The organism is Deltaproteobacteria bacterium (assembly GCA_030690165.1).
GTDB lineage: Bacteria > Desulfobacterota > GWC2-55-46 > UBA9637 > UBA9637 > JACRNJ01.
On sequence record JAUYHF010000041.1, the window covers coordinates 54,247 to 72,291 of the forward strand.

The following is an 18,045-nucleotide window of genomic DNA, read 5'->3' on the forward strand; positions in this document are numbered from 1 at the left end:
GCCTCTTCTTTATTTTGCGGCAGGCGGCGCAGGCGCAGCCTTTATTGTTTTAAACATATTTATAACAAACATTACTGCTGCTGTGGCTGCCACAATTGAAAATATAATGAGCGTATTGGAGTCTCCCTGCCAGCTTTTTACCATCCAACCAATGACCATGCCTGCAAGTCCGATATTTGCCAGCCAGAACTGCCACTCTGCAATCCTTTCGCTGTAGAGAGGCTTTCCGCTGAATCTTGGCAGAATATGATAGCCAACACCGTATATCATCATTGATATCCAACCAAGAAGATTAAAGTGTGCATGTATCGGCATATACGGATATTGCGTGCCTGAAACCGCCATATAAATGCCCAGCACAATTGCCAGTAAAAAATACACCATTGCGCATTTGATAAACCAGACTGTGATCTTACTCATTTAAAACCTCCATTCTGCCTTTTTATCCTACCTTTGCCTGCTCCAGTATGGGTTTGCATGCATCAACAGGACAGACCTCAGCGCATGCCCCGCAGTCTGTGCAAAGTTTAGGATCAATTATATAGGGATTGCCTTCGCTTATTGCGCCTTCCGGACATTCAGGCAGGCAAACGCCGCAGCTTACACAATCTTCTGTTATGTAATAGGCCATAAGTAGCTCTCTTCATTGTAAAATGCAAAGTGTAAATTTAAAATTGAAAGTCACAAATATCTTTAAATTTTGCATTTTGCAGTTTGCTATTTTATACTGATATAACTTCTTTTACTTCAGGCACCTCTTCCTTTATTGCCCGCTCAACACCCATTGCAAGGGTTATCTGTGCGCTTGGGCAGCCTGCGCATGCCCCCTGAAGCTGAACCTTCACGATGCCCTTCTCCTCGTCAACATCCACAAGCTTGATGTCGCCTCCGTCTGCCTGAAGCGCCGGTCTTATATTGTCCAGGGCCTTTTCTATTCTTTCCTTCATCATGGAATACACCTCCGAATAAATTTATTGTTACGATAAACTTTACAATAATAATGCAATATCTGCAAGAATTTAAATATGATTTTTGTCATATCAAAGGGCAATCTGTTCAAATATAATCTATCTCAACTTAATTGCGGATTTAAAAGCGGATTAAAAAAGACTTGATATGTGGATGCAGAGGAGTAAAATAAAGCCAATTTCTAAGTTGGTCTGTAAAAAAGGAGGTGAACTGGAAAAATAAGACCTATAGGAATATACCTTTGGGTCCTTTAAGTGGTAAATATTTGGAAAGATTAAGAGTAAAAAAACTCGTTTTAAAAGGAGGTTTGTATGTTAGTACAATTTAGGAGTCTAATAAACTCAATATTTGGGAAAATGGCCTTAACGGTCACCCTGTCTATACTTACGATGATAGGGTTTGCTTACTCCGTTCATGCTGCAGAAGTTTTGAATGTAGCGCGGGATCCTTCAATAGTGCCTCCGCCAATAACCCGTAAGGAGCCAACCACTGTCAAGATAAAGCTTACTGTTAAGGAAGTTACAGCCGATATCACTGATGGATCAACTTATGCTTTCTGGACATTTGATGGAACAGTTCCTGGCCCTATGCTTAGGGTAATGGAAGGTGACACAGTAGAATTTACACTTGTTAACCCAAAGGAAAGCGTATCTGGCCACAATATAGATTTACACGCTGTTAATGGCCCTGGTGGCGGCGCAGCCGTATCAAATGTTAATCCTGGCGAAACCAAGACATTTACTTTCAAGGCGCTGAACCAGGGCGCTTATGTCTACCACTGCGCATTCAGTCCGCCCTGGCTTCACATCTCAAATGGAATGTATGGCGGTATTATAGTCGAGCCTAAGGGAGGTCTTCCAAAAGTTGACCGTGAGTTCTATGTAATGCAGGGAGACTGGTATACCTCTCCTTCCAGCGCTAAGGGACATCTGGATTTCAATGCAGAAAAGGCAGCTGCCGAGCATCCGGATTATATCACCTTTAATGGTCATACAGACGCTTTAACCAAAATCTATCCTTTGAAGGCAAAGGCAGGAGAAAAGATACGTTTATTCTTTGGAGTCGGTGGACCTAATGTAGGATCCAACTTCCATATCATCGGCGAGATATTTGATAAGGTAATTATTGGTTCTAACAAAACCCCTATAGCAAACGAGGAGACATGGTACGTTCCGCCAGCATCAATATCAGCATTTGAATTTAAGCTGGATGTACCAGGGACATACCTGCTTGTAGATCATGCTATTTGGAGATTGACTAAAGGCGCTGCTGGCGCATTAGTGGTAGATGGTAAACACGATGATAGCATCTACTCTCCATCTCCCGGCGGGAAAAGTCATTAAATGAGTCTGATGTTTTTGCGGAAAGGGTTAAATACAAAAGAGAGGGGCATTTATATCGGCCCCTCTCTTTTTATTTCGCCGTGGCGCGCTTAATACGCTGTTGCCGGGCAGATATTATTAAAGGCGCAGTATTCGCAGTTTAAATAATCAGGTTTTGCAGTGTAATCCCTCTGTCTTATGCCTTTGGCCGCCCTGTCTATAATATCAAGGATCTTTTGAATGTGTTTTTCCTCAAAGACTGCTTTTCCCACCAGACCTGACTCAAGGAAATGCAGCTCGCAGCCTGACGGCAGTTTTTTGAAGTTCTCCCTGTATGCCAGTGCATAGAGCATGAGTTGGAGACTATCCTTTGTTTTCTTGTCAGCGTTTTTCTGTTCCCTTACATCCGATGTCTTGAAGTCTATGATATAAGGGCCGTCTCCCCTCTCCTCTATCAAGTCCCATCTCCCTTTTAGCCTGTTCATCCCAAGATCAACAACAAAATCCCTTTCTATTGCAGCAGGGTTTATGCCGTTCTGTTCCTGCTCATTGTAAAATTTTTTTATGGCCTCTTTGCCTGTCTCGTACCTCTGAAGTTCATGCTTCTTTGTCACAAAACCCTCGCTCCGCCAGTTTGCGTCAAAAACTGTAATAAGTTCATCAAGGCTTGCCCCCGAAGGGGTCAATCGGGGGCTGGCAGGCCTTCCATCTAATTTTTTCCTGAAATATGTGGATACCACCTCGTGCATTGCCTTGCCGTACATGATGGAATGATGCGGCAACAAAGGGACTTTGAGTATATGAACGTATTTATACTTTAACGGGCATGTGCGATAGTCATCTATCTGGTAATGGCTCAGGGAAAGGACTGCGTCATCCGGCATGGCCGGAAATTCATTCGTCATCTCCTTAACAGGCGCATATCTCTTTATAGCCTCCATCGGTTTGGTCTTTACCGCCGCAACTTCAGCCTTTGGCATATCCAGCGCCTCTAACACAAATGGGCTTATCTTTTTTACGCGCACGCCGCCGTAATCCGATGCGCTTGTGAGATAGAGTTCATTCATAGCCCTTGTCATGCCCACATAAAAAAGCCGCCTCTCTTCCTGAAGGTGGAAATCTCCGGATGGGAGAATATCCTTTATAAGCGCATCAGGCAGTTCTATCTGCTCGCTTCGCTCCTTTCTGGGGAATCTATCTGCAACAAGGCTTACCATAAAAACCACAGGGAACTCCAGCCCCTTTGCCTTATGCACAGTAAGGACCTGCACCCAGTCTGCCTCTATGTCAGGCTCGGCAGCGCCGGGATTATCTCCGGCCTCAAGGAGGAGGTCAAGGTAGTCCGCAAATACAGCCACCTTTTTTACCGAAAGGGTATTTTCTATATGCTGCGTAAGCTCAAAGAATTTTGCGATGTTCTGCACCTTTTCCACTGCATTGGCGGAATTTTCCTGCGATAGCCCTGTGATATATCCGGTATCCATAAGGAATGAATACAGGACTCTGCCTGCTGTCTCTTCCATCGCCATCTGACTATATTTTTCAATATCTTGAATAAGCTTTGTTATGGTTGCCAATCCTTCTTCACTTATGAGGGTCTGCTGTCCTGTTTTCTGGTTTACAGGGTTTTTCATTCCGAACTCACTTATCTCCTTCATCACATAATACAGCGGCTTATGGCTTCCCCTGGATATGCTGTGGCACGGGATAAGGTCTTTTGCATTAAGCTGATAGATCTCCGAACATGCCAGATGATACAGGCTCATGCTGTCATTAAAATCTGTTATTGTATTAAGGAAGGCGATTAAAATCCTTATCTCCTCCCTTGAGTAAAGCCCCTGATTTCCGGAAAACCTGTGCGGTATGCCCTTTGATTTAAGCGCCTTTAAAAACGGCTCTGCATCATTGTTTGCCCTAACAAGGATTGCAAAGTCTTTGTAAGAAAGTGGCCGGGGATCGGGGACCGGGGACCGGGGGATCGGGGGCATCTTGCAACTGTCTTTTTGCATCTTGCATCTTGAAACTTTCTCTTCTATCATCTCAGCAACAGCCTCTGCCTCTTTTGTCAATGTATCAAAATGAAGGTGTTTAATTTGGCCACCGACCCCTGATCCCCGACCCCCGACCCCTGAAGTTAATCTCTTATCTATCCCGCTCTTTTTCTCAAGCCTATCCGGATTGTTGTGGGATATAAGCCTATAGGCTGAATCAAGCACAGACTGGACAGAGCGGTAATTCTTTGTAAGCGTGACAAGCTTTGCATCAGGATACAACTCCTGAAAGGTAAGTATATTGCTTACGGCAGCGCCCCTGAACTTGTAGATTGACTGGTCATCATCTCCGACAACGGTGATATTCCCGTGTCCTTCTGATAGAAGCCTCACAAGCTGGAACTGGGCATAATTTGTATCCTGAAATTCATCTACAAGGATGTATCGGAACTTTTCCTGATACCGTTTTAAGATATGCTGCCTTGTTCTGAAAAGTTTTAACGGCAGAACAACCTGGTCTCCAAAATCAAGATACCCGTGCCTTGCCATAAGCCCCTGATATTTTGCGTATGTCTTTGATAGCTCATCCTGCTGGATTGTTTCAATCTCCCCACCTAACCCCTCTGTTGCCTTTTTCAGTTTCTCTGCATAATCAGCATATTCTTCCGTCCCTACATCCTCATCCTTTAGCCTGCCTATAAGCTTTATGATGGCATAGATATATTTGGTGGGATTGCCAAGCGGCCGATAGTAATTAAGTGGAAGCTCAAAGAGCTGCTCCTTCAGAAAAATAATCCTCTCTGCATCATTTAATACCTTGAAGTCAGGGACAAGGCCGATCTCAATGGCATTATCCCTCAGTATCCTGTCGCCGAATGAATGAAATGTGGATATCCAGACATTGGAATACCCATAAGGCACAAGCCTGTCCACCCTTTCCTCCATCTCGCCTGCTGCCTTCTCCGTAAAGGTGAGGGCAAGTATCTGGCTGGGATTTACACCGCTTTTAATAAGATGTGCAATCCTGTGCGTAATGACCTTTGTCTTGCCTGTGCCGGCGCCTGCGATTATAAGGAGAGGCCCATCGCCGTGTGTTACAGCAGCGAGTTGTTCGGGATTAAGATTAGCTTCATCTTCACGCATAGTGTTATTATAGAGCCTGTGGCGGAACTATGTCAAATAATGATGTTATTCTTGCTTGACAGTAACTCTGTTTCTTGGTTAAGTAGAGAAAATTTGTTAATAATATAGTTGGGCAGTGAGTAATATCCTAATTCCGATGTTAGTGGAACGGTTTCCGTTCAGATAATAACTGGTTAGCCATCAATCTAATTGACAGACCATATCGATAGTGATATCGTAGTACAAAATACATCGATGGAGGTATTATTATGCAATCAGTAACAGTATCACCAAAATATCAAGTCGTTATACCAAAAACAGTTAGGGAGTCATTGAATCTTCATCCAGGCCAAAAAATGCAGGTTGTTGAATATGCCGGACGTATTGAACTCATACCGGAACGCGATATCAAAGAACTCCGTGGATTTCTTAAAGGCATCAATACAGAATTTAAACGAGAGGAAGATCGGGTATGAATATCGTTGATTCTTCCGGATGGCTTGCATACTTCGCAGATGAGCCTAATGCCAAGCATTTCCTGGCCCCGCTAAGTGATTCAGCGTTACTTGTTGTCCCTACGGTATTGATATACGAGGTCTGCAAGGTCATTCTCCGGGAGTCCGGTGAAAATGAAGCACTGCAGGCAATTGTTGCAATGCAAAAAGGAACAGTTGTAGAGCTGAACGCACAGTTGGCAATTGTTGCTTCAAAGCTAAGTTTGGAGCATAATCTTCCAATGGCGGACAGTATCATTCTCGCAACTGCTCAGCAATTCAAAGCAATTCTCTGGACTCAGGATTCAGATTTTAAAAATATAAGTAATGTGAAGTATTTTCCAAAGAAATAAGAAACTACCAACCAATCAATCAACCGGACGCATGAGAAGCTGCACCAGTTATTTCTGACGTTAGCCATAACAACATAGTAGGTAATTCAAGTACGAATTAAAAGAAGCAGGGAACATAAAAAGGACAGCAGATTTATTTCCAGCAAGATTCAAATTCATCAATGCAGAGAGGCATCGCAACACGGTTTACCTAAAAACTGCGTGTACTCCCCATGCAAACAGTTTTATTGTTATAAAAGAACCTATAAGAATTAAAAAAGCGATTATAGAATAAATAGCCGCCTTTCTCCCCCGCCAGCCAACAGTCAATCTCCCGTGAAGCAGGGCAGCATATAAAAACCATGTGATAAGCGACCATGTCTGCCTCGGCTCCCATGTCCAGTAACTGCCCCATACATATTCAGCCCATATTGCCCCGGTGATTATGGCCAATGTCAGGAGAGGAAAACCATAGGTAAGACATTTGTAGCTGAGATCATCCAAAATATCCAGAGACGGGAGCAGAAAATATAATCCGCCCACCTTTTTGCTTTTTAGATAGTGCTCCTGAATCAGATACATTATACCAAATAAAAAGGCCATGGCAAAAAAGGCATTTCCGAAAAATGCAAGACCTACGTGGATTGGAAGCCAGTAGCTCTCAAGGGACGGCGCCAGCGGAATTATCTCTTTGGGAAGAAACGATGCAGTAATAAGAAGAAGCATTGCAAACGGCGCAACAAATGAACCCAGTACAGCCAGCCTGTATCTGAAGCGGAGTAAAAGATATATAATTACCACCATCCATGAAAATAGAGAGAAGACTTCGTGGAGGTTTGCAAATGGCGGTCTGCCTGCCTCAATCCACCTGCTGACAATGGTAAGGGTGTGAAAGACAAAGCCTGCAAGTATGGTCTTATTTGCAATCCTTAATATCTTATCATTGTGCAATATAAGATAGGCCGTGGTTATGAATGTGGCCAAGAGATAAAGAACTACTGTTATATAGAAGAATGTAATGTTCATCAATCACCATCTGCGATTTAAGATTTTACCCCCGACAGAGTCAATCGGGGGCAAGCCTACAACAGATTAAACCCGTTTCCCAAAACCTTCTGAAGAAGTTTATTTATCTCCTGCTTCTTTCCTTTGCGAATCCACTCCAGCATGGGAGAATTCACAAGTTTTTCAAACATCTCTTTATTTTTATCAGATTCCTTGCTTCCGGTCAACACCTTCTCCCTTACCTTGCCCATAATATCAAGGAACACAGCATATTCCCTGCCGAATTCTTTTTCCAGTTTTTCCCTTATCTTTTTTGCCATTGCAGGGCTTTTGCCTGAGGTGGAGATGGCTATCAAGAGGTAGCCGCGCTCCACAACCGAAGGCACAATAAAATTACATAACTCAGGCACATCCACAACATTTAAGAGTATGCCCTGTTTTTTTGCATCTTTAAATACTGCTTTATTTACCAGAGGGTCATTTGTGGCGCTGTAGGCAAGAAAAAAACCCTTTAAATCCCCTGTTTTGTAAGGATTGGGGCAATAGCTGATTTGCTTTTTACCGGCAAGCCTTTTTAAGGCAGGGGTAAGTTTCGGGCTTATGACCAAAACCTTTGCGCCTGCATTGAGGAGAGAGGCAACCTTTCTTTCTGCAACACTGCCTCCTCCTACGACAATGCAAGGTTTATCGTTTATATCAAGAAAGATAGGATAATACCGCACAGTATATTATTGTGGTTTTTCTTCAAGTAATTTTAATAATGCATTGGCATCCATATATCCCGGAACCAGCCTGCCGTCGGGAAAGATAATGGTCGGCGTGCCTGTAATACCGAGGGTTTGTCCCAGCTTGAGGTTTGCATCTACCTCTTTTGTGCCGCAATCCTTTTTTTCACTTAATCCTGACAAAAGACCTTCCCACGGCTTAGGAAGTTTTTTTCCTTCAAAGGCATCCTCCAGAAGGCTTGCCGATTTTTCACAGACGATTGCCCTGCTTTTACCGTATGCCTCAGGATGGATCTGAACTAATGGAAAAAGTTTTATATAGAATACAATATCTTTTCTCTGTTCCAGAACCTTTTTTACTTCCGCGTGAAGCCTTTTACAATAAGGACAGTCAGGGTCGTCAAAGATGATAATCTTTTTAGTGGCATGAGGGTCGCCCATAATCACAGCTTCATCAAGGGGGATCTGAGCGGTGTTTACTTTGCGCAGTTGTTGAGGCTCGGCAGATTGTTTGCCCAGAGCAGAAAGAGGTGTAATCTGACCCTCCACCATATATTTTTTCGTAAAATCCACATAGACCATAAAGCCCTGCTGCCCTTCTCCTGTCCCAATGGTACCCTTTATTTCCCAGAGTCCCTTTATCGGCGACATCTTGATCTCGGTTATTTCCGCCTTATAGACATCGGCCTTGATCAATTTTTTTGCCTCATCCTTTGTCAGGGTATGACAGCTTAAGCATTCTTTGCCCTTCTTTATGTTCTGAAAGGCATAACCTCTGCCGGCATACAACAGGCAAAAAGCAGCAGTAAGCAGTAAGCAAAAAATAGCGGATGCCAGCCGTTTCACACTTTGGACTTGCAATGAATCTCTTTCCATGTATCCTCCTTTATAATGTCAAATTGTTTTACAAAACATCTCGCTCATTTATGACATTTCGCCGAATCAATAGCGATGGCATTCATCATACTATTGTTTAGTTTGCTCTAATACCTTCAAAAAACGATTTTGATAAAAATCCTTTGCTGCTGATTGTTTTTCCCTGGCATATATATTTACAATATCATAATTGTCAAACAACAAATCAACTATTTTTGAATCTAATAATTTCTTATTAGACATATCTTTTATCGTTTTATAAACTTCTTCTTTGTTCATAGCTGCTCTATACGGTCTATCTTCAGAAATTGCAGTAAATATGTCAGCAACTGTCATTATCCTGGCCCCTGTATCAATTTCCTCCTCTTTACAATGAAAGGGATAACCATTGCCGTCCAATTTTTCATGATGATAAGCTGCCCATTCCGCAATTTGTTGAAGACCGCCGATTGTATTGATCACATAATATGAATAATATGTATGGCATCGTATGACAGCTAATTCTTCCTTGGTTAATTTGTCAGGTTTTTCGAGGATATTATTAGGAATGATTAACTTACCAATGTCATGCATATTTCCAGCTATTTTTATTAGATTTATTTCATGTTCGGTCAAACCAAATAATTTAGACAATATTTCGGCGCTTGCGGAAACACCTGTCGTATGAGTAGCTGTAAAAGTAGACTTAAAATCAATAATGTCTTTATAAACTTCCGCTATTAATGCGATCCCTTTTAAATCAATCTCAACATTCCTATAAGGACCATTGTGAAGAAGCACCGGGTATAATCTTGGAGATACAAGATCCAACCAAAATTCTTCCCGTTTTGATGCTTCTATAAAGAAATCTATAATTCGTTCATGAACAATCGTATTCTTAAGACCGGTCACTTTCTCAATAATATCTTTGTTTTGATGCAGAATGTATTTATTGCGGTCAATCAGACGTTCAATATAATCCGATAATAATATTACCTGTGAGGCAAAAACATCAGGGGTGTCAATTGAATCATTCCAATCTTTCCAGTTTCTGTGATGATGCCTGACTATTTTTGATATTTTTTTAAGCCATGGTGTTTTTTCAAGCAACAACTCGCCTCTTATGCAATGAAGAGTATTGTCCTCAGTTTCGAAATTATGAATTGCTATTTTTTCTTCAATAGAAATTGCGCCAATATCATGCAATAGGGAAGCAGTAAAAATATTTTCCATTATTTCTGAACCAACAGCAGAATCCTTGGTTATTTCAAGCGCTATAAATGCTGTTCTTTGCTGATGCTGGGCAATTGATGGATTAGCAATATCCATAATTTCAGATAATGATAGAAGAATGTTTCCCAGATTCACTGAAATCTGTCTTTGCATTTATATTACTCCAAATTCCAGCAAAGAGGCTGGAAATATGTTCTGATGCTCCTTTCTTGACTCTTTTACGCAGGAGGAGCAAGCACAGTTCCCTCTTACGATGCTGTGTACTATTTGCTAACCAGACTTAGCACATCCTGCATATCATACAACCCCTTTGGCTGTTTCACAATCCAGAGGGCTGCCCTTACAGCGCCCCTTGCAAATGTCTCCCGCGACTGGGCGCGGTGTGTTATCTCCATCCTCTCGCCCATGCCTCCAAAGATTATTGTGTGGTCGCCGACTATATCGCCTGCCCTTATAGTCTGGATTCCTATTTCGTCAGGTCTTCTCTCGCCTATTATGCCGTGCCTTTCATAAACCGCCACTTTATCCAAATCTCTATTGAGGCTATAGGCAAGCACCTCTGCAAATCTCATTGCAGTGCCAGAAGGCGCATCCTTCTTCGTTCTGTGATGGGCCTCAATGATTTCAATATCATAATCCTTACCCAATACCTTTGCCATATCAGAAACAACCTTAAGCAGTAAATTTACTCCAACGCTCATATTGGGCGCTGCAACTATCCGCAGTTTATTCCCTGCATCTTTTAACCCCTCCCTTTGATGAGGGGAAAAACCTGTTGTGCCGATAACCATAGCAATATCGTTCTTAAGCGCAATATCAAGGTGGTGCATGGTTGCCTCAGGGAATGTAAAGTCAACTACACAGTCAGCCTTCCTGATTGCCTTCTCAAAGTTATCCGTTAACTTAATGCCTATTTTTCCAGACCCTGCAACCTCTCCGGCATCCTTGCCAATATCGCCATGACCGGACCTTTCAACCGCAGCCGCAATCTCTGCATTTCCGGTTTCTCTGATAATATTTATAATGCTCCTGCCCATCCTGCCTGCCGCGCCTGTAATAACAAGTTTGACCATAATCTATTCCTTTTTCTCCTTAGTTTTCATATAGAAGACAAGCGCAAATATCACAACGGCTATCGCCACCGCAAACATTAAAGTACCCTGCGGGTCGCTCCACTCCGCAAGATGCTCAAGAAATGTTACTGCAAGCATGAGGGCAATGACGCTGGAAAGCTTCTTTTTTAAATCGTCAAGGTCTTTTATGACCAGCCATTCAGGGAGCTTTAGTTCGCCGATAAAAAGCTCATATAAGGCTATCGCAAATATATAAAGTATTACTGCAAGTATAAAAGAATCAAGGATAGCAACAGCATGCGTGGTTGCACTGGCCGCCTCTGGAGAAAAAATATCAGCAAACATGTGGTATATAGTAATAAACATCTTTACAGAAGCCCAGATAAATATGGATACAGACGCTGCAAGCGAAGATATGACCGCAAGGATGACCGCATATTTTGCATTTTCAAGGATTTTCCTCAACATTTATATAACACCGAAATCCGTAATAACTTTCTCCAGTTTCTTCCTGTTCACCTCTCCCATTCTTACAAGAGGCAGCCTGAACTCCTCCTCTATCTTTCCCATCATGGCGAGGGCTGTCTTTACCGGTATGGGATTGGTCTCCAGAAACATTGCCCTGTGCAGAGGCTGTAGTTTATAATGAAGCCTTTTTGCCTTTTCAAGGTTTCCCTCAAAGAATGCCCGATACATCTGGTTTACTTCTTTTGGCGCTATATTTGAGGTAACAGAAATAACACCATGCCCGCCTATGGCCAAAATAGGCAGGGTTGTAAAATCATCTCCTGAAAGAATTATAAATCCCTTTCTGCATAATTCAATCGTATCACTTACCTGCTGAAGGTTTCCTGTCGCCTCTTTTATGCCAATAATATTCTTAATATCAGACAATCTGGCGACGGTATCAGGAAGCATGTTTACGCCTGTCCTGCCAGGGACATTGTAGAGTATTATAGGCAATTCTACCTTTTCAGCAACTGCCTTATAATGCTGATATAACCCTTCCTGCGTTGGTTTGTTGTAATAGGGTGTAATCAAAAGAGCCGCGTCTGCACCTGCCCTTTCTGCATGTTTCGTTAACATGATAGTTTCGGCAGTGGAGTTTGAGCCTGTGCCTGCAATTACAGGAATTCTTCCGTTGACCAATTCAACTGTAAGTTCAATAACCCTTTCATGCTCTTCATAGGAAAGTGTAGCAGACTCCCCTGTTGTGCCACACGGGACAATGGCATTTGTGCCGTTCTTTATCTGAAACTCAATCAATCCCTTAAATGCCTTTTCATCCAATCCGCTGTTCTTAAATGGCGTGACAATTGCCGTCATTGAACCTTGAAGCATAAAACCCTCCACTCCCATTAAGTTTTTAATAAAGTATCTTACTTCTGAGATTATTACAACACTTTTATAGAAAAACTAAAAGACCTTGACAGCATCTTTGTTAAATGTTAATTTATCAAAACTTGAACGTTTTGGGTGATGGAGTCCGCCATTAACCGTTTGCCTTGCGCAAACTGATGACCCCTGCATAAATAGCAGGGGTTTTTTTATTTAGAGGGTGAGTATGTCCACACAGATTTTTTATATCGCCTTGTTCGGCGCGCTTGGGTGCCTGTCACGTTACTTTCTCGCAGGTTGGGTTTATAATCTTTTTGGCAGGAGTTTGCCGTATGGGACCATAGCTGTCAATGTAACTGGCGCTTACATAATAGGTCTTGTCATGGAGTTCAGCATAGGGAGCAATCTTATATCGCAGAACCTCCGCGTAGGTATTACAATAGGCTTTTTGGGCGGACTAACAACCTTTTCTACATTTAGTTATGAGACTTTCAGGCTTCTTGAGGATGGTGAGTTCCTTATCGCCTCAATAAATATTTTTATCAGCGTGCTGGTTTGCCTTTTCTTTACCTGGGCAGGTACAGAAACGGCAAGGTATTTATTATAAGGAGGATGCGATGACAAAATTTATAGGGGAAAAGGCGCTTATGCGGATATTTTTAGGTGAGAGCGACAAGATAGGTCACAAGCCGGTGTATGAGGCCATGGTTGAGTTATTTAGAAAAGAGGGGTTTGCCGGCGCTACCGTCTTGCGTGGGATAGCAGGGTTTGGCGCCCACAGCATTTATCATACGGACAAGTTACTAAGGCTTTCCATAGACCTGCCTATAATCGTTGAGGTAGTGGAGGGGCGGGAAAAGATTGACGCTATCATGCCCAAGATTGATGAACTTATGAACGGAGGGGGGATGATAACGTTGGAAAATGCAACCGTCATAAGGTATACCCATGGAAACGAGAAAACCAGGGAAAGCTGAACCGGTAGACACAACAGGAAAATTTGCTTGCATTTCTCTGTTTATTAGGCTATACTTCGCCCAATTAAACTTGGGGAAAGAAACGAATGATAGTTCAGTGCGACGCCTGTAATACAAAATTTAAACTAGATGATTCAAAGATAAAGGATAGGGGTGTAAAGGTCCGCTGCACCAAATGCCAGAATGTCTTTACAGTTATGCCTCCTCCGTCTGAAGAAGCTGCGCCAAAACAGGAGGAAACATTTGAGGCCTCATTTGGGGCTCAGCCTGAACCTTCCCCAAAAACAGAGGGAATAGATTTTGGCGGCCTTTCTGAACAATCTGCCGCGCAAAAACAGGAAGAAAAAAAAGAAGAGGCCTCGCAATGGGGCATAGATTTTACCTTTGATGAAAAACCAAAGGAAGAAGAGAAAAAGTCGGAATGGGATATAGGCCCCCCTTCTTCAAAAGAAGAGGCGCCGTTTTCATTTGAAGAGGAAAAAGAGGCTCCGAAACCGGAAGGGGAAAAGGGCGGGTTTGGTTTTGAGATTGGAAAAGAGCCGGCATTTGAAGCAGAAAAAAAAGAGGCTGTCCCGTCTCCGGAGTTGTCAGGTTTTAGCTTTGAAGGGGATTTTGCGCAAACAGCAGAGAAAACATCCTTTGAGATAGAACCCCCGCCAACAGAAGAAGAATTTGTTGTTCCTCCAAAGGAAGAGGCAAAGACTTTAATAATGGGCGCTCAATCAAAGGAGGAGGCAAAAACTTTAATAATGGAATCTCCGTTATCTCCCAAGGCGCAGCCAGAGGCAAACGAAATGTCATTTAAAGCCCCTTCAGAAAAAAGAAAGATAAGCGCCCCTATAATAATTTCTGCGGTGATTATCCTGTTGCTGGCAGCCGGGGGAGCTGTCATTTATCTGAATATTGGGGCTGGATTTTTATCCAAACCCGCAGCGCCGCAAAAGACCATGGATATTATTGGTCTGCAAGGGTATTATATAAATAATACGTCCCTTGGCCGGCTGTTTGTCATAGAAGGAAAACTTGTAAGCAACCTCAATGCGCCAAAAGAGGTTACAGGCATGCATGGCATGATATTTGATAAAATGGGGAAAACTATAAAGGACGTATGGGTTGCGCCAGGAAGGATTGTAGCCCGGGATGAACTAAAGGCCATATCCGCGGCTGACCTGGGAAAAAGATTTAAAGATAGAAATGGCACAATACCGCCTAAAGGAACTGTACCTTTTATGATAGTCTTTCAAGGTGTTTCCGGTGAACTGGCAGAGTTCAGTGTAGAGGTTGGCCAGTAAATCCTCACACCAATTTGGTGGTGTTTATTTTTAATCTCAATTTTTCCTCTCAAGAATTTTATCCAATCCAATACTGGAAACAGAATTGCTCGCCTTTGTAAGAAAACTTACTAAAGATATATCATCTCTGCCTGAGCATGATATGAGAGTTCAGCCGCGCATATCCCTCGGCCTTCTGGAATTTCTTTTTTTCTCAGGAGCTGAAAAAATTGTTCAGGACGAAGAACTGCATCCGCAGATCAGAACGGCTGCAAAGGAACGGCTTGAAGAAAAATGGCAATTATGCCTTTTTGGCAGACTCTTCAGGTTTGGAGGGCGCTGATTCCAGTTTTTCCTTTTTGGGGGTTACATCAATTTCAGATTCAGAAGACGCCTTTTTAAAGTTTCTTATGGCTTCGCCAAGACCCGAGCCTATGCTAGGCAGTTTCCCAACGCCGAATATTATCAAAACTATTACGAGAATAACTATAAGTTCTGTTGTCCCTATTCCAAACATAAGAATCCTCCTTCAAAGATTTTAGTCTTGTTATTATTGCAGGATTGTTTTGTATATGTCAATAAAAATATTGAGAGTCACTGACAAAAGCCGGCTTATTGTTTTTTTGCTGATTTCCATTCTTCTCCATATTGGGATCCTTATGATTGTCCCCCAGACAAGAGAAGGTGAAAAGACCTTGCCAAAACTGATACCTATTGATGTGATAGAGCTTCCGCAGCCAGCAGAGATAAAGAAGCCCTTCACATCAGGCGGAGCCAGGGAGCAGCCCCATCCACTCTTGCCTTCTGTCCTTCCCTTCGCAGAAGAGAAAAGGATTGTAGAACCTCTGCTGCCTGCTAATCCCCCGACTCATCCTTCGGATGAGTTCCCCGCCCCCTTTGACACAGGAGAACAAAAGGAGGATTTTGACAAAGAGGCTGGGCTCCAGTTGCAGCAAAGCATTGCAACGGGAAGCGGGGGATTAGAGGAAAAGACTGAACAGGAACCTGCGATTAAAAAAGAGTCTGTAGAAGATGAAAAAACTCTCCCTTCAGAACCAATAGTAAAAGAGGAAAAACCTTTAAGCCTTTATCCCACAAAAGAACGTATCGCAGAGCTGTCTAAAAAATATGAAAAAGAGGCGCCTGTTGGAGAAAAAGACAGAGACATTTCTTTTGACACCAGCGAGCCGCGCTATACCTCATATTTTGAGGGGCTAAAGGCCAAAATTTACCATGAATGGGAATATCCGTATGCGGCTGCAAGTGGAGGCCAGGCAGGCAGGCTTTTTGTCCATTTTGTTATCTTAAAAGATGGAACATTAGAGGATGTAACGCTTATCAGAAGTTCCGGCTACCCCATGCTTGACAATGCTGCGATATCTGCTATAAGATTGGCAGCGCCGTTTTACCCTTTTCAAAAAAGCTTTGGCAGCCTTGAAAAGATAACAGTAAATGCCTCATTTGAATATATACTGTATCCATATATAAATAGGCAAAAGCGATAGGAGATATTATTTTGAGGGTATCTGAAATTTTTTTCAGCATTCAGGGAGAATCCACATATACAGGGCTTCCCTGTGTTTTTATAAGGCTTGCAGGCTGCAATCTTAGATGCACATGGTGCGATACAACATATACTCAGGTCTCTGAACAGGAAGAGGATTTTTCCATTGAACAGGTCATTAACGAAGTTAGAAAGTTTAATTGCCGCTTGGCAGAGATTACCGGCGGTGAGCCCATGTTGCAAAAGGAAACGCCCATGCTTATAAACAAGCTATTGAAACTTGGTTATGAAACACTCCTTGAAACCAATGGCAGCATAAGCCTTGAGCCGGTTAATGCCAATGCCATAAAGATATTGGACGTCAAATGCCCCTCCAGCGGCCATGATGGAAGCTTTTTAATGGAAAACCTCAAACTTATTACATTGCAGGATGAGATAAAATTTGTTATAGCTGACCGCAAAGACTATGAATTTGCGCGGTATTTTTTAGAAAGATGCATCAAGGACAAAACCGCCAAAATCCTTTTTGCGCCTGCGCATCCGCTCATGCCATCACAGGAGCTGGCAAAATGGATACTTGCAGACGGGCTTACAGTAAGACTTCAGCTCCAGATACACAAGTTTATCTGGGGAGAAGAGAAAGGAAGATAAACATAGATGCGGATGTTTGTTTTCAGCGCCTTAATTCTATATATTTTCAGCTTTTTTATTGTTGCCCTTTACCATATAACAAAGAAAGGGCTTTTTGCATCGCTTTCCAGAGCCGTTGTTGTTATTGGACTTCTTACACATACAATTGCCCTGTTTATAAGAACATACGAATCAGGCCATGCGCCGATGCTGGCCATGTATGAGACACTGCTATTTTATAGCTGGTCAACTGTTCTTGTAAGCGCTATTGTGATATTAAGATACAGAGAAAGGTTTACAGAGCTTATAACCATTCCTGTTGCCATTCTGGCCATGATATTCGCCCAGATAAGTGAAACGCCGGCTAAACCACTGACGTTAATCTTAAAGACCCGCTGGTTTGAGACCCATGTGATATCATCATTTGCAGCCTATGCCCTTTTTACACTGGCATTTTCCGGCGCAGTTTTATATTTACTTTCCGAACTCCAAACCATGTCATTGAGAACCAACGGTGAAGCAATCCCATCAACTGAGATTGCTTCGGGGCCAGAGCCCCTCGCAATGACAACCGCAGAACTTAAGAAAGACTTTCAGGACATTGCTCATCGCAGCATACTCTGGGGATTTTTCTTTTTCTCTGCATCCATGTTTGCAGGCGCAGTATGGGCATACCTTGCCTGGGGCGCATACTGGCTGTGGGAACCGAAGGTTATCTGGTCGTTTATTGTCTGGTTTTACTATGCAGGGGCTATGCATGCGTATTATGTAAAAGAGTGGCGCGGAAAAGGGCTGGCAATAGCAACTGTTGTCGGTTTTTTTGTGGCACTGTTTACTTATCTGGGGGTTAGTCTCTTAATGAAAAGCAGTCATAGTTTCTGATAGCTTCTTAAAAAGCCAGTAACTGGTTAATCTTTCTACCTCACATCCTAATACCCTTTAATCACCTTGTCCTAACTGAAGGTGATGCAACAAAATGATTTCGGGTAATGAATAAGTTAAGATACATATGCGACATTGAGGGGTAATGGATCATTATGCGAAGGCATAACCGATATTTAGTAGAATGGGAGGCTATAGGAGGTTTCAGCATATGCTCCATAGCCTTAATGGATTTGATGAGGATGAGATAGCAAAGCAGAAGATGAAGATTATAAAGTTCTATGAAGGATACGGGGAGAAGGCAACGATAGAGACCTTTGGC

General features: G+C 42.6%; 22 protein-coding genes and 1 riboswitch. Of the genes, 10 read left to right on the plus strand and 12 right to left on the minus strand.

Annotated elements, in window-relative coordinates:
* Positions 1-9: 9 nt before the first annotated feature.
* From Q8P28_06825 to Q8P28_06835, 3 genes are all read right to left on the minus strand, one after another.
* A complete protein-coding gene (locus Q8P28_06825; GenBank protein MDP2682501.1) occupies positions 10-420 on the minus strand; it encodes a cbb3-type cytochrome c oxidase subunit I in 411 nt (136 codons plus the stop codon).
* A gap of 22 nt (positions 421-442) precedes the next feature.
* Complete coding sequence (locus Q8P28_06830) at positions 443-631, minus strand: 4Fe-4S binding protein (protein MDP2682502.1); 189 nt, start codon at positions 629-631, stop codon at positions 443-445.
* A gap of 91 nt (positions 632-722) precedes the next feature.
* Positions 723-947, minus strand: a complete 225-nt coding sequence (locus tag Q8P28_06835) for a NifU family protein (protein MDP2682503.1) — start codon at positions 945-947, stop codon at positions 723-725.
* Positions 948-1,280: 333 nt separating this feature from the next.
* On the opposite strand from Q8P28_06835, the gene nirK reads away from it, so the two are divergent.
* Positions 1,281-2,312: a copper-containing nitrite reductase gene (gene nirK / locus Q8P28_06840; GenBank protein MDP2682504.1), complete on the plus strand. Its 1,032-nt coding sequence runs from the start codon at positions 1,281-1,283 to the stop codon at positions 2,310-2,312.
* An 89-nt stretch (positions 2,313-2,401) separates the two neighbouring features.
* On the opposite strand, the gene Q8P28_06845 is transcribed toward nirK, so the two are convergent.
* The gene (locus tag Q8P28_06845) at positions 2,402-5,425 is read right to left on the minus strand and encodes an ATP-dependent DNA helicase (GenBank protein MDP2682505.1); all 3,024 of its coding nucleotides are present in this window, start codon (positions 5,423-5,425) and stop codon (positions 2,402-2,404) included.
* A gap of 248 nt (positions 5,426-5,673) precedes the next feature.
* On the opposite strand from Q8P28_06845, the gene Q8P28_06850 reads away from it, so the two are divergent.
* Positions 5,674-5,880: an AbrB/MazE/SpoVT family DNA-binding domain-containing protein gene (locus Q8P28_06850; protein MDP2682506.1), complete on the plus strand. Its 207-nt coding sequence runs from the start codon at positions 5,674-5,676 to the stop codon at positions 5,878-5,880.
* Complete coding sequence (locus Q8P28_06855) at positions 5,877-6,251, plus strand: type II toxin-antitoxin system VapC family toxin (protein MDP2682507.1); 375 nt, start codon at positions 5,877-5,879, stop codon at positions 6,249-6,251. Before Q8P28_06850 ends, Q8P28_06855 begins: the two co-directional genes overlap by 4 nt.
* A 186-nt stretch (positions 6,252-6,437) precedes the next feature.
* Here Q8P28_06855 and ccsB read toward each other — a convergent pair whose 3' ends face one another.
* The 7 genes from ccsB to dapA all read right to left on the minus strand — a co-directional run bounded on the left by ccsB (position 6,438) and on the right by dapA (position 12,462).
* On the minus strand, positions 6,438-7,256 hold the full coding sequence (ccsB, locus tag Q8P28_06860) for a c-type cytochrome biogenesis protein CcsB (protein ID MDP2682508.1): 819 nt from the start codon (positions 7,254-7,256) through the stop codon (positions 6,438-6,440).
* Between the two features lie 56 nt (positions 7,257-7,312).
* Positions 7,313-7,957: a bifunctional precorrin-2 dehydrogenase/sirohydrochlorin ferrochelatase gene (locus Q8P28_06865; protein MDP2682509.1), complete on the minus strand. Its 645-nt coding sequence runs from the start codon at positions 7,955-7,957 to the stop codon at positions 7,313-7,315.
* Positions 7,958-7,963: 6 nt separating this feature from the next.
* Positions 7,964-8,836: a DsbC family protein gene (locus tag Q8P28_06870; GenBank protein MDP2682510.1), complete on the minus strand. Its 873-nt coding sequence runs from the start codon at positions 8,834-8,836 to the stop codon at positions 7,964-7,966.
* A gap of 90 nt (positions 8,837-8,926) precedes the next feature.
* Positions 8,927-10,201: an HD domain-containing protein gene (locus tag Q8P28_06875; protein ID MDP2682511.1), complete on the minus strand. Its 1,275-nt coding sequence runs from the start codon at positions 10,199-10,201 to the stop codon at positions 8,927-8,929.
* Positions 10,202-10,311: 110 nt separating this feature from the next.
* Complete coding sequence (gene dapB / locus Q8P28_06880; GenBank protein MDP2682512.1) at positions 10,312-11,121, minus strand: 4-hydroxy-tetrahydrodipicolinate reductase; 810 nt, start codon at positions 11,119-11,121, stop codon at positions 10,312-10,314.
* 3 nt (positions 11,122-11,124) lie between these two features.
* Entirely contained in the window at positions 11,125-11,589 is a 465-nt protein-coding gene (locus Q8P28_06885) for a YqhA family protein (GenBank protein ID MDP2682513.1), read from the minus strand.
* Entirely contained in the window at positions 11,590-12,462 is an 873-nt protein-coding gene (dapA, locus tag Q8P28_06890) for a 4-hydroxy-tetrahydrodipicolinate synthase (GenBank protein ID MDP2682514.1), read from the minus strand.
* Positions 12,463-12,587: 125 nt separating this feature from the next.
* Positions 12,588-12,655: riboswitch (Fluoride riboswitch) on the plus strand.
* Between the two features lie 30 nt (positions 12,656-12,685).
* Between dapA and crcB the strand changes: the two genes are divergently transcribed.
* The 4 genes from crcB to Q8P28_06910 all read left to right on the plus strand — a co-directional run bounded on the left by crcB (position 12,686) and on the right by Q8P28_06910 (position 15,050).
* The gene (gene crcB / locus Q8P28_06895) at positions 12,686-13,066 is read left to right on the plus strand and encodes a fluoride efflux transporter CrcB (protein MDP2682515.1); all 381 of its coding nucleotides are present in this window, start codon (positions 12,686-12,688) and stop codon (positions 13,064-13,066) included.
* A gap of 10 nt (positions 13,067-13,076) precedes the next feature.
* A complete protein-coding gene (locus Q8P28_06900; protein ID MDP2682516.1) occupies positions 13,077-13,436 on the plus strand; it encodes a DUF190 domain-containing protein in 360 nt (119 codons plus the stop codon).
* 86 nt (positions 13,437-13,522) lie between these two features.
* Positions 13,523-14,728, plus strand: coding sequence for a DUF3426 domain-containing protein (locus Q8P28_06905; GenBank protein ID MDP2682517.1), 1,206 nt, complete (start codon positions 13,523-13,525; stop codon positions 14,726-14,728).
* 85 nt (positions 14,729-14,813) lie between these two features.
* Positions 14,814-15,050, plus strand: a complete 237-nt coding sequence (locus tag Q8P28_06910; protein ID MDP2682518.1) for a hypothetical protein — start codon at positions 14,814-14,816, stop codon at positions 15,048-15,050.
* On the opposite strand, the gene tatA is transcribed toward Q8P28_06910, so the two are convergent.
* Complete coding sequence (tatA, locus tag Q8P28_06915; GenBank protein ID MDP2682519.1) at positions 15,009-15,224, minus strand: twin-arginine translocase TatA/TatE family subunit; 216 nt, start codon at positions 15,222-15,224, stop codon at positions 15,009-15,011. The genes Q8P28_06910 and tatA overlap by 42 nt on opposite strands.
* 55 nt (positions 15,225-15,279) lie before the next feature.
* Here tatA and Q8P28_06920 point away from each other — a divergent pair, with 55 nt between their 5' ends.
* Genes Q8P28_06920 through ccsA form a run of 3 tightly spaced genes read left to right on the plus strand, consistent with a single transcriptional unit; the run spans position 15,280 to position 17,723 of the window.
* A complete protein-coding gene (locus tag Q8P28_06920; GenBank protein MDP2682520.1) occupies positions 15,280-16,212 on the plus strand; it encodes a TonB family protein in 933 nt (310 codons plus the stop codon).
* A gap of 5 nt (positions 16,213-16,217) precedes the next feature.
* Positions 16,218-16,862 (plus strand): radical SAM protein, encoded by a 645-nt coding sequence (locus Q8P28_06925; GenBank protein ID MDP2682521.1) that lies wholly within the window; start codon positions 16,218-16,220, stop codon positions 16,860-16,862.
* 6 nt (positions 16,863-16,868) lie between these two features.
* Positions 16,869-17,723 (plus strand): cytochrome c biogenesis protein CcsA, encoded by an 855-nt coding sequence (gene ccsA / locus Q8P28_06930; GenBank protein MDP2682522.1) that lies wholly within the window; start codon positions 16,869-16,871, stop codon positions 17,721-17,723.
* Positions 17,724-18,045 lie beyond the last annotated feature (322 nt).

Coding starts and splice junctions, on each gene's coding strand:
- Q8P28_06835 (MDP2682503.1), bottom strand. CDS start 947: ATGAAGGAAAGAATAGAAAAGGCCCTGGACAATATAAGACCGGCGCTT.
- crcB (MDP2682515.1), top strand. CDS start 12,686: ATGTCCACACAGATTTTTTATATCGCCTTGTTCGGCGCGCTTGGGTGC.
- Q8P28_06855 (MDP2682507.1), top strand. CDS start 5,877: ATGAATATCGTTGATTCTTCCGGATGGCTTGCATACTTCGCAGATGAG.
- ccsA (MDP2682522.1), top strand. CDS start 16,869: ATGCGGATGTTTGTTTTCAGCGCCTTAATTCTATATATTTTCAGCTTT.
- Q8P28_06825 (MDP2682501.1), bottom strand. CDS start 420: ATGAGTAAGATCACAGTCTGGTTTATCAAATGCGCAATGGTGTATTTT.
- Q8P28_06850 (MDP2682506.1), top strand. CDS start 5,674: ATGCAATCAGTAACAGTATCACCAAAATATCAAGTCGTTATACCAAAA.
- nirK (MDP2682504.1), top strand. CDS start 1,281: ATGTTAGTACAATTTAGGAGTCTAATAAACTCAATATTTGGGAAAATG.
- ccsB (MDP2682508.1), bottom strand. CDS start 7,256: ATGAACATTACATTCTTCTATATAACAGTAGTTCTTTATCTCTTGGCC.
- tatA (MDP2682519.1), bottom strand. CDS start 15,224: ATGTTTGGAATAGGGACAACAGAACTTATAGTTATTCTCGTAATAGTT.
- Q8P28_06900 (MDP2682516.1), top strand. CDS start 13,077: ATGACAAAATTTATAGGGGAAAAGGCGCTTATGCGGATATTTTTAGGT.
- dapA (MDP2682514.1), bottom strand. CDS start 12,462: ATGCTTCAAGGTTCAATGACGGCAATTGTCACGCCATTTAAGAACAGC.
- Q8P28_06885 (MDP2682513.1), bottom strand. CDS start 11,589: ATGTTGAGGAAAATCCTTGAAAATGCAAAATATGCGGTCATCCTTGCG.
- dapB (MDP2682512.1), bottom strand. CDS start 11,121: ATGGTCAAACTTGTTATTACAGGCGCGGCAGGCAGGATGGGCAGGAGC.
- Q8P28_06845 (MDP2682505.1), bottom strand. CDS start 5,425: ATGCGTGAAGATGAAGCTAATCTTAATCCCGAACAACTCGCTGCTGTA.
- Q8P28_06875 (MDP2682511.1), bottom strand. CDS start 10,201: ATGCAAAGACAGATTTCAGTGAATCTGGGAAACATTCTTCTATCATTA.
- Q8P28_06870 (MDP2682510.1), bottom strand. CDS start 8,836: ATGGAAAGAGATTCATTGCAAGTCCAAAGTGTGAAACGGCTGGCATCC.
- Q8P28_06905 (MDP2682517.1), top strand. CDS start 13,523: ATGATAGTTCAGTGCGACGCCTGTAATACAAAATTTAAACTAGATGAT.
- Q8P28_06830 (MDP2682502.1), bottom strand. CDS start 631: ATGGCCTATTACATAACAGAAGATTGTGTAAGCTGCGGCGTTTGCCTG.
- Q8P28_06920 (MDP2682520.1), top strand. CDS start 15,280: ATGTCAATAAAAATATTGAGAGTCACTGACAAAAGCCGGCTTATTGTT.